The sequence below is a fragment of the Candidatus Pseudomonas auctus genome (assembly GCF_048654275.1).
Taxonomy (GTDB): domain Bacteria; phylum Pseudomonadota; class Gammaproteobacteria; order Pseudomonadales; family Pseudomonadaceae; genus Aquipseudomonas; species Aquipseudomonas pharyngis.
Genome location: NZ_JBJYZK010000014.1, coordinates 77,231 through 91,229 on the forward strand (window position 1 = coordinate 77,231; position 13,999 = coordinate 91,229).

13 protein-coding genes are annotated in these 13,999 nt (G+C 63.7%); 10 read left to right on the top strand and 3 right to left on the bottom strand.

All coding sequences use genetic code 11. The features are described 5' to 3' along the window. Window positions 1–78 precede the first annotated feature (78 nt). Window positions 79–651, top strand: a complete 573-nt coding sequence (locus ACKUG4_RS22620; RefSeq protein WP_445434867.1) for an acyl carrier protein phosphodiesterase — start codon at window positions 79–81, stop codon at window positions 649–651. Window positions 652–665: 14 nt separating this feature from the next. On the opposite strand, the gene ACKUG4_RS22625 is transcribed toward ACKUG4_RS22620, so the two are convergent. Both ACKUG4_RS22625 and olsB read right to left on the bottom strand, forming a co-directional pair. Next, on the bottom strand, window positions 666–1,460 hold the full coding sequence (locus ACKUG4_RS22625) for a lysophospholipid acyltransferase family protein (RefSeq protein WP_445434868.1): 795 nt from the start codon (window positions 1,458–1,460) through the stop codon (window positions 666–668). Further along, window positions 1,460–2,215, bottom strand: coding sequence for an L-ornithine N(alpha)-acyltransferase (olsB, locus tag ACKUG4_RS22630; RefSeq protein ID WP_445434869.1), 756 nt, complete (start codon window positions 2,213–2,215; stop codon window positions 1,460–1,462). The genes ACKUG4_RS22625 and olsB overlap by 1 nt, the downstream gene beginning before the upstream one ends. Before the next feature lie 153 nt (window positions 2,216–2,368). Here olsB and ACKUG4_RS22635 point away from each other — a divergent pair, with 153 nt between their 5' ends. The 9 genes from ACKUG4_RS22635 (at window position 2,369) to ACKUG4_RS22675 (ending at window position 11,508) form a co-directional block, all read left to right on the top strand. Beyond that, a complete protein-coding gene (locus ACKUG4_RS22635; RefSeq protein WP_445434870.1) occupies window positions 2,369–3,274 on the top strand; it encodes an acyl-CoA dehydrogenase middle domain-containing protein in 906 nt (301 codons plus the stop codon). A gap of 31 nt (window positions 3,275–3,305) precedes the next feature. Next, window positions 3,306–4,385, top strand: a complete 1,080-nt coding sequence (locus tag ACKUG4_RS22640; protein ID WP_445434871.1) for a serine hydrolase domain-containing protein — start codon at window positions 3,306–3,308, stop codon at window positions 4,383–4,385. Next, the gene (locus ACKUG4_RS22645) at window positions 4,382–4,684 is read left to right on the top strand and encodes a hypothetical protein (protein WP_039771461.1); all 303 of its coding nucleotides are present in this window, start codon (window positions 4,382–4,384) and stop codon (window positions 4,682–4,684) included. The genes ACKUG4_RS22640 and ACKUG4_RS22645 overlap by 4 nt, the downstream gene beginning before the upstream one ends. A 143-nt stretch (window positions 4,685–4,827) precedes the next feature. Then, window positions 4,828–6,003: a M20 aminoacylase family protein gene (locus ACKUG4_RS22650; protein WP_236191646.1), complete on the top strand. Its 1,176-nt coding sequence runs from the start codon at window positions 4,828–4,830 to the stop codon at window positions 6,001–6,003. Window positions 6,004–6,082: 79 nt separating this feature from the next. Beyond that, window positions 6,083–7,393, top strand: coding sequence for a citrate-proton symporter (locus ACKUG4_RS22655; protein WP_103386920.1), 1,311 nt, complete (start codon window positions 6,083–6,085; stop codon window positions 7,391–7,393). Beyond that, the gene (locus ACKUG4_RS22660) at window positions 7,390–8,847 is read left to right on the top strand and encodes an amidase (protein ID WP_445434872.1); all 1,458 of its coding nucleotides are present in this window, start codon (window positions 7,390–7,392) and stop codon (window positions 8,845–8,847) included. Before ACKUG4_RS22655 ends, ACKUG4_RS22660 begins: the two co-directional genes overlap by 4 nt. Before the next feature lie 59 nt (window positions 8,848–8,906). Continuing rightward, the gene (locus tag ACKUG4_RS22665) at window positions 8,907–9,677 is read left to right on the top strand and encodes an IclR family transcriptional regulator (RefSeq protein ID WP_085647870.1); all 771 of its coding nucleotides are present in this window, start codon (window positions 8,907–8,909) and stop codon (window positions 9,675–9,677) included. An 81-nt stretch (window positions 9,678–9,758) separates the two neighbouring features. Further along, the gene (locus ACKUG4_RS22670; protein WP_445434873.1) at window positions 9,759–10,349 is read left to right on the top strand and encodes a YceI family protein; all 591 of its coding nucleotides are present in this window, start codon (window positions 9,759–9,761) and stop codon (window positions 10,347–10,349) included. 1 nt (window position 10,350) lies between these two features. Then, on the top strand, window positions 10,351–11,508 hold the full coding sequence (locus ACKUG4_RS22675; protein WP_134334230.1) for a phospholipase D-like domain-containing protein: 1,158 nt from the start codon (window positions 10,351–10,353) through the stop codon (window positions 11,506–11,508). A 140-nt stretch (window positions 11,509–11,648) separates the two neighbouring features. Here ACKUG4_RS22675 and bglX read toward each other — a convergent pair whose 3' ends face one another. Then, window positions 11,649–13,940, bottom strand: coding sequence for a beta-glucosidase BglX (gene bglX / locus ACKUG4_RS22680; RefSeq protein WP_445434874.1), 2,292 nt, complete (start codon window positions 13,938–13,940; stop codon window positions 11,649–11,651). Window positions 13,941–13,999: the final 59 nt, after the last annotated feature.

Genomic DNA, 13,999 nt, shown 5'->3' on the forward strand with positions numbered 1-13,999 from the left:
GACCGCTTAAATCGGTATATCGGGTTATAACGATATGTGAGGTGTAAACAACCGCGGGCGCGGTGCTAAGCTGCGCCCATGAACTATCTCGCACATTTACACCTCGGTGGCCAGCGCCCCGGTCAACTGCTCGGCAGTCTGTATGGCGATTTCGTCAAAGGGCGGCTGCAAGGGCAGTTCGACCCGGAGATCGAAGCGGCGATTGCCCTGCATCGGCAAATCGATGTGTTCACTGATCGCCATCCGTTGGTGGATGCCTCGCTGGCGCGGTTTTCGACGACTCGCCGCCGTTACGCGGGCATCGTCCTCGACGTGTTTTTCGACCATTGCCTGGCCCGCGACTGGACGCAGTACGCCGATCGGCCGCTCGGCCAATTCACCACCGACGTTTACCGCGTGCTGTCCAGCGAGCGGCAATTGCCCGACCGCCTGGCGAAGATCGCCCCGCACATGGTCGCCAATGACTGGTTGGGTTCGTATCAGGAATTCGAAGTGCTGGAGCAGGTGTTGCGCGGGATCTCCCGGCGCCTGACCCGGCCTGAAGAACTGGCGGGGGCGATGGAGGAATTGCGGCGGTTGTATGAACCGTTGAGCGAAGACTTCCGCTTGTTCTACCCACAGCTGCAGGACTTTGCCGGCCGGCAGCTGTAGATAGACGTTGCCGATCAGGCTGCGATCAGATCGCCCGCGTGTTGCGCTTCGACCGGTTTGAGCACATCACCGAACAAGGCTTTCTGCACCGCTTGCTGGGCCTCGTACGCCAATGCCGCGCGCTCCCGACCCTGACAGGCAATCGGCTTGAGCAGATGGATTTCGACATCGCCGCAGTCATTGCTGAACAGGCGCATCAGGTGCGACAGCAGATCATCGTCACCAATGAACGGCGCCAGCGAATCGATCTTGCCGTCGCGCAGATAACGGATCGCCACCGGTTGCAGCTTCACTTCCGAATCAATCGCCGCCGACAGCAGGCGGCCGTGAAAGGTACGCAGCGAACGACCATCGGTGGTGGTGCCTTCCGGGAACATCAGCAGAGGATGAGCGGTTTGCAGGTGACGGGTCATCTGCTTGCGGATCAGCTGGCTGTCGCCCGAACCGCGACGGATGAACAGGCTGCCGGCCTTCGCCGCGAGCCAGCCGGCCACCGGCCAGGTGCGCACTTCGGCCTTGGACAGAAACGACAGCGGCGTGAGCATGCCGAGCAGCGGAATGTCGGTCCACGACACATGGTTGCTGACCCACAGCATCGGCTGTTTCGGCAGCTCACCGTGGACGGTCACGCGAAAGGGCAGGGCATTGCTCAGACGCGCCATGAAAAACCGCGACCAGCGCTGCCGACGCTCCATCGAATGAGCCAGCCCCAGCCGTTCGAATACTCCGAAGACACCGGCCATGCTCAGGCCCAGCGTCACCACCAGCAGCACTCGCGCGATCCGCGCGTACACCCGCAGCCGGCTCATCACACGGCCGCCTTGAAGTGCTTGGCGTAGCGCGGGCAGAGTTCGTCGCGCTTGAGCAGGATGAACACGTCGGCGACCTGGAAGTCTTCGTCCCAGCACGGTTCGCCGCAGATCTTCGCGCCCAGGCGCATGTAGGCCTTGAGCAGCGGCGGCATTTCGGCGATCACGTTGGATGGAATATCCAGAGTTGGCAGCGGATTCTTCGGCTCGGCGCGCAGGTGTTCGGTGCACAGATAGCGTTCGCGCAGGCGCTGCATGATCGCGTGGGCCTGTATGCCGCCGTCCTGCATCGGGATGCTCGCGCAACCCATCAGATAGCTGTAGCCGCCCTGATTCAGCACTTCGGCCAGCTCGCCCCAGAGCACGGCGATGGTGCCGCCGTTGCGGTAGGCCGGGTCGACGCAGGTGCGGCCGATTTCCAGGATCGGGCCTTGTAGATGCGCGAGGCCGTGCAGGCTGAATTCTTCTTCGCTGTAGAACTTGCCCAGGCTGCTGGCGGCGGTGTGATCGAGCAAACGGGTGGTCGCCACCAGGCGGCCGGTGTTCAGGTCACGCACGCCGATGTGGCTGCAGTGAACATCATAGTCATCCATGTCCAGACCCAGCTCCGCGCCGTTCAGCTTGGCGTTGAACTCGCCGCTGAACACGTTGAAGCGCAAGGCCTGGGCTTGCTGCAAGGCCTCGGCGCCGATCAGGCGTTCGGCTTGCAGGCGGCGTTCATTGCCGGTGTCGCTGATGCGGGCGATCTGAGTCATGTGAATCTCCGTACGGGCCTTGAACCCGTCATGGGTTGCAGCCGATCGACTTTCTTTATGCAGCCGTGTTGTGCAAAGTCAGGCTATGTAGCCCCGGTGTCATCGCCATGAATGTTTGGTGATGCTTATATGACAGCCCACGAGGAGCCTCTGATGACCTGGTTGACCCTGCTTGAATGTCGCGAACGCCTGCCCGCCGTTGCCGATCTGGCCGAGGGCTTCGCCACGTTGCTGCAGCAACTGGGCAGCGTGACGCCGTTCGAACTGGCGGTGGCGGGAGGGCGGCGAATGGCGACGCCGGGGCTGGCGTTTCTGGTGGGTTATCAGGCGGCGTTGCGCATGCTCTGGCCGAGCGCGCCGCCGAGCCTCGGCGCGATGTGTGCGACCGAGCAGCGCAGTCTGCGCCCGGCGGACATGCAGACCCGGCTCACGGATCTGCGCCTCACCGGGCAAAAGGATTTCGTCACCGCCGGCGATGCGGCGGACTGGCTGCTGATCGCCGCGCGCAGTGAACAACCCGGCGAATCACCGCGCCTGAGTCTGGCGGTGGTGTACCCCGGCGAACCCGGCGTGCGGGTGGAAAAACTCCCGGCGCTGCCGTTGATGCCGGACATCAGCCATGGCCGGCTGCATCTCGACGATGCATTGTGCGAGTTGCTTGCCGGGGACGGTTGGGATGCTTACGTCAAACCGTTCCGCACCCTTGAAGACGTTTACGTATTGAGCACGATGACCGCGTGGTTGTACGGCGTCGGTCAGGACAGCGGCTGGCCGCAGCTGCTGCAATTGCGCTTGCTGGCGCTGCTGGCCGGGTGCGCGGAGGTCAGTCGCCAGCCGCCGAACAATCCCGCCGGGCATGTGTTGCTCGGTGGTTTGTTTGCGCAGTTCGACGGGCTTAAAACGGAAGTCGATCAGGCCCTGCGCAACGGCGATCCTGAGTGGGCGGCGATGTGGCAGCGCGATCAGTCGGTCATGCAACTGGCGGCGGGTGCGCGGGCCAAACGCCTGGCCAAGGCGTTGGCGGCAAACCAAAACACATCTGTCATGAACGCCGGCTAGTCTTCTCAGGTTCATCCCCAGAGCTCTCACCATGTTCAAAGGCCTGTCCCTGTTTCTGCTGCTGATCAGCTTCACGGTTCAGGCCGAACAATGGCCGGGCGAGCAATGGCCGACCGGCGCGAAACTCACCGGCCCAGCCGTCGAGGCACTGGAGGCCTATGCCTTCCCGACCCGCGATGACAGCACCCGCAAAGGCATCCGCACCGACGCCTTGCTGGTGATCCGCGACGGCCAGCTCATCTACGAACGCTACGCCGCCGCGACCACCGCCGACACCCCGCACCTGACCTGGTCGATCAGCAAAAGCCTGATGGCCACGGTGCTCGGCGTGGCGTACGGCGAAGGCCTGTTCAAGCTCGATGACCCGGCCGCGAAATATTACCCGGTGCTGGAAAAACACCCGGCCGTCACGATCAAGGATCTGCTGCACTGGTCCTCCGGCATCGACTGGCAGGAAGACTACGAATACGCCCCGCTGAAATCCTCGGTGGTGGCGATGCTCTACACCCGTGGTCACCGCGACATGGCCGCCTTCACCGCCAATCACGACAGCTACGCGCCAGCGGGTCAGGCGTTTCGTTACTCCAGCGGCGACAGCAATCTATTGGCCGCAGCCCTGAAGACCATCGTCGGTCCGCAACGTTATCCGGACTATCCGTGGACAGCGCTTTTCGATCCCTTGGGCATACGCCATGCCACGTGGGAAACCGACGCGACGGGCACCTTCGTCGCCTCCTCCTATGCCTATATGACGGCCCGGGATCTGGCGCGAATTGGTCTGTTGATGGAGCGGGACGGACGCTGGAACGACCGGCAGTTGTTGCCCAAGGATTGGGTCGCCTTCAACCGCCAACCCTTCGCCGGCTACAAGGCTCATCAGGACGAAGCCGTGCCCGGCGGCCAGTGGTGGCTCAATCGCCCGGCAGACGGCGCCGCCTCGCCATGGCCCGACGCACCACCCGACACCTTCGCCGCCCTCGGCCACTGGGGTCAGGCGCTGTACGTGATCCCGAGCGAAAAACTGCTGATCGTGCGCTACGCCGATGACCGCGACGGCAGCTATCGCCACAACGAATTGCTCAAGCGCGTGCTCGGGGCGGTGCGGCCATGAAAGTGTTCAGACGCATCCTGCTGGTGCTGTTGATCGTGCTGTTGGGCTGGGGCTGGCACGAGCGCGAAAACCTGTGGGCCTTCCCGGACATCATCAGCGCCTACACCGCCAAGGAATATTGCTCGTGCCGCTACGTCATGAACAACGACGCCGAGTATTGCCGGGGCTACGTGAAGCAGTGGCTGCCCAGCGAACTGACCGATGACCGCACGCAAAAAATCGTCACCGCCAGCGGCCTGGGACGCAGCAACAGCGCCCAATGGTTAGGCGAACGCCAGGGCTGTCGCCTGCAACCCTGATCCGGTTCCACCCTGTGGAACCACATTCGATTGTCCTCTCGCGTGTCTCGCGGTTATCTGGCGGTGAGCACGACCTGCCGTTCACGTGTCGTGAAACAACACCGAACAAAAAGACCGGGAACACCCGCGCGAGGAGAACCGTCATGCCCCGACATCAGCACATTCTGGCCTGGCTCAACGACGTGGCTGGCGACCTGCACGCCACCCGCCAGGACATTCACGCTCACCCTGAACTCGGTTTCGAGGAAAGCCGCACCTCGGCGCTGGTCGCCAGGTCGCTGGAAGAGTGGGGTTATGAAGTCCACACCGGGGTCGGCAAGACCGGCGTGGTCGGCGTGCTGCGCAACGGCAGCAGCACACGCAGACTCGGGCTGCGGGCCGACATGGATGCGCTGCCGATCATCGAGAACACCGGCGTCGTCTACAGCAGCCGGCATCAAGGCTGCATGCACGCCTGCGGCCACGACGGGCACACCGCGATGCTGCTCGGCGCGGCGCGTTATCTGGCCGCGACCCGTCAGTTCGACGGCACCCTGACGCTGATTTTCCAGCCCGCCGAAGAGGGCCAGGGCGGCGCCGAAGCGATGCTTGCCGATGGCCTGCTCGAACGCTTCCCGTGTGATGCGCTGTTCGGCATGCACAACATGCCGGGCCTGCCGGCGGGACATCTGGGCTTTCGCGAAGGGCCAATGATGGCTTCGCAGGACTTGCTCACGGTGACCATCGAAGGCGTCGGCGGTCACGGCTCGATGCCGCATCTGGCGGTGGATCCGTTGGTGGCCGCAGCCAGTGTGGTGATGGCTTTGCAAACCGTGGTCGCGCGCAATATCGATGCGCAGCAGGCGGCGGTGGTAACGGTCGGCGCATTGCAGGCCGGCGAAGCGGCGAACGTGATTCCGCAACAGGCGATCCTGCGCCTGAGCCTGCGTGCGTTGAATGCCGAAGTCCGCGTTCAGACACTGGACCGCGTGCGCTCGATCATCGAGTCCCAGGCCGAAAGCTTCGGCTGCACCTCGACCATCGAACACCGCCCGGCCTACCCGGTGCTGGTCAACCACGCCGCCGAAACCGAGTTCGCTCGTCAGGTCGGCGTCGAACTGGTGGGCGCCGATGCCGTCGATGGCAACACTCCCAAACTGATGGGCAGCGAAGACTTCGCCTGGATGCTCCAGCGCTGCCCCGGCGCGTACCTGTTCATCGGCAACGGCGTGGCGCGGCCGATGGTGCATAACCCGGCGTACGATTTTAACGATGACATTCTGCTGACCGGCGCGGCGTATTGGGGCGCGCTCACCGAGAGCTGGCTCAAGCCGGCCTGATTTCTTCACTTTTTGCTGCCGCTGGAACGCAGGTGCGCACGTGCCTGCGTGGTCAACCCACAGCTTCTGGAGAATCCCCATGCAGACTTCGAACGCAGGCGTTTCGCGCACCCGGCAAGTGGTCGCCGCCGTCATCGGCAACGCCCTGGAATGGTACGACTTCATCGTTTACGGCTTTCTGGCGAGCATCATCGCCCGGCAGTTTTTCCCGTCCGACGACGACTACGCCTCGCTGCTGATGGCGCTGGCGACCTTCGGCGTCGGCTTTTTCATGCGCCCGGTGGGCGGCATCCTGCTCGGCATCTACTCCGACCGCAAAGGGCGCAAAGCCGCGATGCAGATGATCATCCGCCTGATGACCGTGTCCATCGCCCTTATCGCGTTCGCGCCGAACTACGCCGCCATCGGCATGGGCGCGCCGTTGCTGATCGTGGTGGCGCGGATGCTCCAGGGTTTCGCTACGGGCGGTGAATACGCCAGCGCCACGGCGTTTCTGGTAGAGAGCGCGCCGGCCCATCGCAAGGGTTTGTACGGCTCGTGGCAACTGGTCGGGCAATGCCTGGCGGTGTTCAGCGGCGCGGCGATGGTGGCGCTGGTCACGCACCTGTTTTCCCCCGAAGCGCTGGACAGTTGGGGCTGGCGGATTCCGTTCGTGCTCGGCCTGTTGATCGGCCCGGTGGGCTTGTGGATTCGCAAGCACATGGAAGAGCCGGAAGAATTTCTCGAAGCGCGCAAGAAAGCCAAAGGCGCAGCGCCGGGCCTGTGGCAGGTGCTGCGCGAACATCGCCGCAGCCTGCTGGTGTCGATGGGCCTGGCGTGCGGGGCGACGGTGTCGTTCTACGTGGTGCTGGTGAACATGCCGACCTTCGCCCACAAGAACCTCGGCCTGCCGCTGGATCAAGTGCTGCTGGTGCAGATGCTCGCGGTAGCGCTGATGACCGTGGTGATTCCATTCTCCGGCGCACTGTCGGATCGCCTCGGTCGGCGGCCGGTGCTGATGGCCTTCACCCTGGCGTTTTTCGTCATGGTTTATCCGTTGTATGTGTGGGTCGCGGCGGCGCCTTCGATCGAGCGCCTGCTGGTGATGCAACTGCTGCTGTGCACGGCGATTGGCGGGTTCTTCGGCCCGGCGCCGACGGCGCTGGCCGAACAGTTTCCGATTGAGGTGCGCTCCACCGGCGTGTCGGTAGCCTACAACGTGGCGGTGATGGTGTTCGGTGGTTTCGCGCCGCTGATCGTCACCTGGCTGAGTAAAGTTCTGAACACCCCGGTGGCGCCGTCGTTCTATGTCTTGTTCGCTTGCCTGCTGACCCTGCTCGGTACTTACTGTTTGCAGGAGGCACCACGCGCGAAGAAATCCGTTGCGCTCAACCTGGGAGTGAAACCGTGAGTCCGTTGGCCATTGATCCGATTGTCGCCCTCGACGCCGATGCGCTGTCCCGGGTGATCCATGCCCGCAAGGTGTCGTGCCGTGAGGTGATGCAGGCCTACCTGACGCACATTGATCGCTTCAATCCGGCGGTCAATGCGCTGGTTTCGCTGCGCCCGCAAGACGTGCTGCTGCGCGAGGCCGATGAATGCGATCGGCAACTGGATCGCGGCGAGTCCCGAGGCTGGATGCACGGCATGCCCCAGGCGATCAAGGACCTGGCGGCCACTGCCGGATTGCGCACGACCCTCGGCTCGCCGCTGTTCGCCGAGCAAGTGCCGCAGCACGATGCGATCAGTGTGGCGCGGGTTCGCGACTGCGGCGCGATCATCATCGGCAAGAGCAACGTCCCGGAATTCGGCCTCGGCTCGCAGACCTACAACAGCGTGTTCGGCACCACCACCAACGCCTACGATCCGAGCCTGATCGCCGGCGGCAGCAGCGGCGGGGCGGCCGTGGCGCTGGCCCTGCGCCTGCTGCCGGTGGCCGACGGCAGTGACATGATGGGCTCGCTGCGCAACCCGGCGGCGTTCAACAACGTGTTCGGCTTCCGACCGTCCCAAGGCCGCGTGCCCCATGGGCCGATGCCGGAAGTTTTCGTCCAGCAACTGGCCACCGAAGGGCCGATGGGGCGCACGGTCACCGACGTCGCGCGGTTGCTCTCGACCCAGGCCGGCTACGATCCGCGGGTGCCGCTGTCGCTGGCCGATGAACCACGGGACTTCGGCCTGGATCTGCAACAGGACTGCAACGGCCTGCGCCTCGGCTGGCTCGGCGATTACAACGGCTATCTGCCGATGGACGACGGTGTGTTGAGCCTGTGCGAAGCGGCGCTGGCGGATTTCAGCACCCTGGGTTGTCACGTTGAGGCCTGTCAGCCGGACTTTTCCATGGAACGTTTGTGGCAGACCTGGCTCACGCACCGGCATTTTCTGGTTCAGGGCAGCCTCGGCGCGGCCTATGCCGACCCGCAAAAGCGCGCGCTGCTCAAACCCGAAGCGCAATGGGAAATCGAGGGCGGTCTGCGTCTGACCGCTGCCGAGGTCTATCAGGCGTCGGTCGCGCGCAGCGAGTGGTATCGCGCGTTGAGCGAGTTGTTCGAGCGTTACGATTTCCTGCTGCTGCCCACCGCCCAAGTGTTCCCTTTTGATGCACAGCAAGCGTGGCCGCGAGTTGTCGGCGGGCAGACCATGGACACCTATCACCGCTGGATGGAAGTGGTAATAGGCCCGACGTTGGCGGGGCTGCCGAGCATCAGCGTGCCGGTCGGTTTCAACCCGGCCGGGCTGCCGATGGGCCTGCAAATCATCGGCCCGGCCCAGGCGGATCGGGCGGTGCTGCAACTGGCCTACGCCCATGAACAGCTGACCCGCTGGGTCGAACGGCGACCGCCGGCATGCCTGCAATCCGCCTGAGCGGCCCGCATCTTGCTGCACGAAGTGATCTTTCATCCGTATCCATGGAGGTCGAACACATGGGCAGCAAGGCAGACACCGGTAGCGTGCGCTCGGTCGAACGGGCGCTGGCCATCGTCGAGTTGCTCGGCGAGCATCAGGCGTTGGGGCTGGAAGAGTTGCACTACCTGACGACTCTGCCCAAGGCCACGGTGTCGCGCATGCTCGCGACCTTGCAGGAGCAGGGCTGGATCTATCGCGGCCTCAGCGACCGCCGCTACCGGTTGTGCGCCAAACGGCTGTTCGGTGATCGACAGCAACGCTTCAAACGCCACCTGGTGGAAAGCGCCGCGCCGATGCTGCTGGAGCTGAGCGAGCGTACCGGGCTGGTGGCAGATCTGTCGTGCTTCGACGGCGAACGGGTTGAAGTGATGGAAAGTGCGATCCCGCAGATCTTGCGCAAACGCTATCCCACCAACTGCCAGATCGTCGGCCATCACGCCAGCCTGTTTCATTCGGCCATGGGCCGGGCCTGCCTTGGCGAACTCGACAGCCAGGACGTGAAACGTCTGGCCGAGCGCGAACAATTGGCGGATGACGGTGTATTGCAGGCCACCGAACAAGCCTTGCATCAGGGCTTCGGCCAGCGCACTGAAGGTTATTGGGAATACCCGGTGCGCCTGCCGTTCCTGATTCGCGCGGTGGCGTTGCCGATTCGTGCGCAAGGGCGGCTGGTCGGCAGTATGGCGCTGCACTGGCCAATGGATCAGGCGCCGGTGGAACGGGTGCTGAGCCTGCACCTCAACAGCCTCGCGTCGACCATCGGCGAGGTGCAGCAGGCATTGGCCTGAGTGTTTGCACAGACTGACAGTTTGCAATAACGCCAAGGCCAGTTAAGGTTCGTGCACGTTTATCGGCCCCACGAGTTTTCAATGTTCAACCGTTCTCTGTGCAACGCCTTCGCCGGCCTGCTGCTGGGCGCCGCTGCGCTGCCGGCCCAGGCCAACTGGTATCTGGACGGCGAGTCGTCGCGGCTGTCGTTCGTCAGCACGAAAAACGCCAACGTGTCCGAAGTGCAGCGCTTTCTGGTGCTGCACGGCAAGGTCGATCCCGACGGGCGCGCCGTGGTCGAGGTCGAGCTGGACTCGATCAACAGCGGCATCCCGCTGCGCGACGAGCGCATGCGCAAGGAGTTGTTCCAGATCGAGCAATTCCCCGAAGCGACCATCACCACCCAGATCGACCTGCGCCCGATCAACGATCTGGCCCCCGGCGCGCAGCTTGAATTGCGCTTGCCGCTGACCGTCAACCTGCACGGCAAAGAGCACGAATACCCCGCCGAGCTGCTCGCCACGCGCCTCGATGACCGACGCTTTCAGGTGGTGACCCTGGAGCCGCTGGTGATCAGCGCCGAGGATTTCGATCTGCTGCCGGGCCTGGAAAGCCTGCGCAACATGGCCGGTCTGTCGGCCATCAGTCTGTCGGTGCCGGTGGGTGCGGTGCTGATCTTCACGGCGCGCTGACATGCGCGGCGCGGTGTTTCCGTGGCGTGATGGCAACCGCTTCGAGCTGTTGATCGACGGCCCGCAATTCTTCCCGCGCATGCTCGACGAGATTGCCCGCGCCCGCGAGCAGATCGAACTGGAGCTGTATCTGGTGGAGGCCGGTGCCTGTGCCGAAACCATCGTGCAGGCGCTGGTGCTGGCGGCGGAGCGGGGCGTGCGGGTGCGTTGCCTGTTCGACGATTACGGCAGCCTCGCCTTCACCCTCACGTTGCGCCGGCGGCTGACCGGGGCCGGGGTCGAGCTGCGTTTTTACAACCGGCTGAACTGGCGGCGCTGGGTCGGCAATTTCTATCGCGATCATCGCAAGCTGTTGCTGGTCGACCAGCGTCTGGCGGTGGTTGGCGGCACCGGGGTCACCGACGAGTTCTGGACGCCGGGCCACGACACCAGCGAATGGCACGAGGTCATGGTGCAGATCACCGGCCCGCTGGTGCTCGACTGGCAATTACTGTTCGACCGTCAATGGATCGCCAACCGCCATCGCCGGGCCTGGCGGCCCAACGCGCATTTCGGCCTGCCACGGCTGCCGCGCGTGCCGGACACGGGTGAGGGCATGGGCCGCGTGGCCTACGCCGACGCCCGCCAGCATCGCGACATTCTGCAATCGCTGTTCCGCGCGCTGAACAGCGGCCAGCAGCGGATCTGGCTGGCCACGCCGTACTTCCTGCCCACCTGGAAGATCCGCCGTTCCCTGCGCAAGGCCGCCGCCCGAGGTCTCGACGTGCGCCTGCTGCTGACCGGGCCGCGTACCGATCACCCGTCGGTGCGTTATGCCGGGCATCGCTACTACCCGCGCCTGCTCAAGGCCGGGGTGAAAATCTACGAATACCAGCCGTGTTTCCTGCACCTGAAAATGGTGCTGGTGGACGATTGGGTCAGCATCGGCTCGTGCAATTTCGATCACTGGAATCTGCGCTTCAATCTTGAGGCGAATCTGGAAGCGCTGGACCCGTCGCTGACGGCAGCGGTGGCGGCGAGTTTCGAGAAGGACTTCGGCCTGAGTCAGCAGGTGAGCCTGGAGGAATGGCGGAAACGGCCACTGTGGCGGCGGGTGAAGCAGCGGGTGTGGGGCTGGGTGGATCGAGTGGTGGTCAACTTGCTCGACAGACGCGGCTAAGCGCAATTGATCGTTCCCACGCTCTGCGTGGGAATGCCTCAATGGACGCTCTGCGTCCGCTTTGGGACGCGGAGCGTCCCGGGCTGCATTCCCACGCAGAGCGTGGGAACGATCAGACAGGTTTTGCAGCGCTTGGCTAATTACAGCAACTCAAAGCTCTGCTGCGTCACGTCCTGGGAATCCAGGCCGATCTGCACGTTGAACTTGCCAGGCTCGGCCGCGTACTTGAGCTGGGCGTTGTAGAACTTCAGGTCATCTTCGGTGATGGTGAAGTGCACGACTTTCTGCTCGCCGGCCTTGAGCATGATTTTCTGGAAGTTCTTCAGCTCCTTGACCGGACGGATCATCGACCCGGTGACGTCCTGGATATACAGCTGCACCACGGTTTCGCCGTCACGCTTGCCGGTGTTCTTGACCATGACGCTGGCGTCGAGCTTGCCGGTGGCGTTCAGGGTGGTCGAGGACAGCGCCATGTCGCTCAGGCTGAAGTCGGTGTAGCTCAGGCCGTAACCGAACGGGAACAGGGGGCCGGTAGTGTCATCGAAGTACTGCGAAGTGTAGTTGCCCGGTTTACCTGGCGTGAATGGCCGGCCAATGCTCAGGTGGTTGTAGTAGGTCGGGATCTGGCCCACGGAGCGCGGGAAGGTCACCGGCAGTTTGCCCGACGGGTTGTAGTCGCCGAACAGCACGTCGGCGATAGCGTTGCCGCCCTCGGTGCCGCTGAACCATGTTTCCAGAATCGCGTCGGCCTGTTCCTTCTCCTCGAGGATGGTCAGCGGACGACCGTTCATCAGCACCAGCACCAGCGGCTTGCCGGTGGCTTTCAGGGCACGGATCAGCTCGCGCTGGTTTTCCGGGATGTTCAGGTCGGTGCGGCTCGACGATTCGTGGGACATGCCACGGGACTCGCCCACGGCCGCGACCACCACGTCAGCATCCTTGGCGGCTTTCACCGCCTCGTCGATCAACACGTTGGCCGGGCGTGGGTCATCGACCACTTCCGGCGCGTCGAAATTGAGGAAGTTCAGGTAGTCGAGAACCTTCTTGTCGCTGGTGATGTTGGCGCCACGGGCGTAGATCAGGTTCGCCTTGTCGCCGATCACATTGCTCATGCCGTCAAACAGGGTCACCGATTGCGCCGGACGACCGGCGGCCGCCCAACTGCCCATCATGTCGATCGGAGCCTTGGCCAGCGGGCCGACCAGCGCAACTTTGGCGGTTTTCTTCAGCGGCAGGGTTTCGTTCCGGTTCTTCAACAGCACCAGGCTGCGACGCGCCACTTCACGGGCGTCGGCGCGGTGCAGGCGACTTTCGGCGTAGGTGTCGGCCGGATCGTCTTCAGCCTTGCCGATGCGCAGGTACGGGTCCTTGAACAGGCCCATGTCGTACTTGGCGGCGAGGACTTCACGCACGGCGTTGTCGATGTCTTGCTGTTCGATCTCGCCGGACTTGAGCAGCCCCGGCAGCTCTTTGCCGTACAGGGTGTCGTTCATGCTCATGTCGATGCCGGCCTTGATCGCCAGCTTCGCCGCTTCCCGACCGTCGCGGGCCACGCCGTGCTTGATCAGTTCGAAGATCGCGCCGTGGTCGCTGACCGCCAGGCCCTTGAAGCCCCAGTCCTTGCGCAGCAGGTCGTTCATCAGCCAGGTGTTGGCGGTGGCCGGGATGCCGTTGATCGAGTTCAACGCCACCATCACGCCGCCGGCGCCAGCGTCGATGGCTGCGCGGTACGGTGGCAGGTAGTCCTGGTACATCTTCACCGGGCTCATGTCGACGGTGTTGTAGTCGCGACCGCCCTCGACCGCGCCGTACAGGGCGAAGTGCTTGACGCTGGCCATGATGCTGTCGGCCGCGCTCGGCGTGTCGCCCTGATAGGCCTTGACCATGACTTTGGCGATGCGCGAGGTCAGGTAGGTGTCTTCACCGAAACCTTCGGAGCTGCGGCCCCAGCGCGGGTCGCGGGAGATGTCGACCATCGGCGCGAAGGTGATGTCGAGGCTGTCGGCGGCGGCTTCCTTGGCGGCAACGCGCCCGGACTGGCCGATGGCGTCCATGTCCCAGCTCGACGCCAGGGCCAGCGGAATCGGGAAAATCGTACGGTGACCGTGGATCACGTCGTACGCGAAAAACATCGGAATCTTCAGCCGGCTGCGCATGGCAGCATCCTGCATCGGACGGTTTTCCGGGCGGGTGATCGAGTTGAAGGTGCCGCCGATGTTGCCGGCGGCGATCTCTTTGCGGATCAGCTCGCGGGGCATTTCCGGGCCGATGCTGATCAGGCGCAACTGGCCGATTTTCTCGTCGAGGGTCATCTGTTTCATCAGATTACTGATGAACGCATCCTTGTTTTCCAGGGGGACCGGGGTCGTGGCGGCCAGTATCTGATGACTGGCCAGGCTGACGAACAGGCCCAGCAAACACAGCTTCTTCATGAATAGTTTTCTCAAGGGCCTAAACGGCGTTACAACACCGGCCAGCCAAAATGTAGGGA

Coding starts and splice junctions, on each gene's coding strand:
- ACKUG4_RS22620 (WP_445434867.1), top strand. CDS start 79: ATGAACTATCTCGCACATTTACACCTCGGTGGCCAGCGCCCCGGTCAA.
- ACKUG4_RS22625 (WP_445434868.1), bottom strand. CDS start 1,460: ATGAGCCGGCTGCGGGTGTACGCGCGGATCGCGCGAGTGCTGCTGGTG.
- olsB (WP_445434869.1), bottom strand. CDS start 2,215: ATGACTCAGATCGCCCGCATCAGCGACACCGGCAATGAACGCCGCCTG.
- ACKUG4_RS22635 (WP_445434870.1), top strand. CDS start 2,369: ATGACCTGGTTGACCCTGCTTGAATGTCGCGAACGCCTGCCCGCCGTT.
- ACKUG4_RS22640 (WP_445434871.1), top strand. CDS start 3,306: ATGTTCAAAGGCCTGTCCCTGTTTCTGCTGCTGATCAGCTTCACGGTT.
- ACKUG4_RS22645 (WP_039771461.1), top strand. CDS start 4,382: ATGAAAGTGTTCAGACGCATCCTGCTGGTGCTGTTGATCGTGCTGTTG.
- ACKUG4_RS22650 (WP_236191646.1), top strand. CDS start 4,828: ATGCCCCGACATCAGCACATTCTGGCCTGGCTCAACGACGTGGCTGGC.
- ACKUG4_RS22655 (WP_103386920.1), top strand. CDS start 6,083: ATGCAGACTTCGAACGCAGGCGTTTCGCGCACCCGGCAAGTGGTCGCC.
- ACKUG4_RS22665 (WP_085647870.1), top strand. CDS start 8,907: ATGGGCAGCAAGGCAGACACCGGTAGCGTGCGCTCGGTCGAACGGGCG.
- ACKUG4_RS22670 (WP_445434873.1), top strand. CDS start 9,759: ATGTTCAACCGTTCTCTGTGCAACGCCTTCGCCGGCCTGCTGCTGGGC.
- ACKUG4_RS22675 (WP_134334230.1), top strand. CDS start 10,351: ATGCGCGGCGCGGTGTTTCCGTGGCGTGATGGCAACCGCTTCGAGCTG.
- bglX (WP_445434874.1), bottom strand. CDS start 13,940: ATGAAGAAGCTGTGTTTGCTGGGCCTGTTCGTCAGCCTGGCCAGTCAT.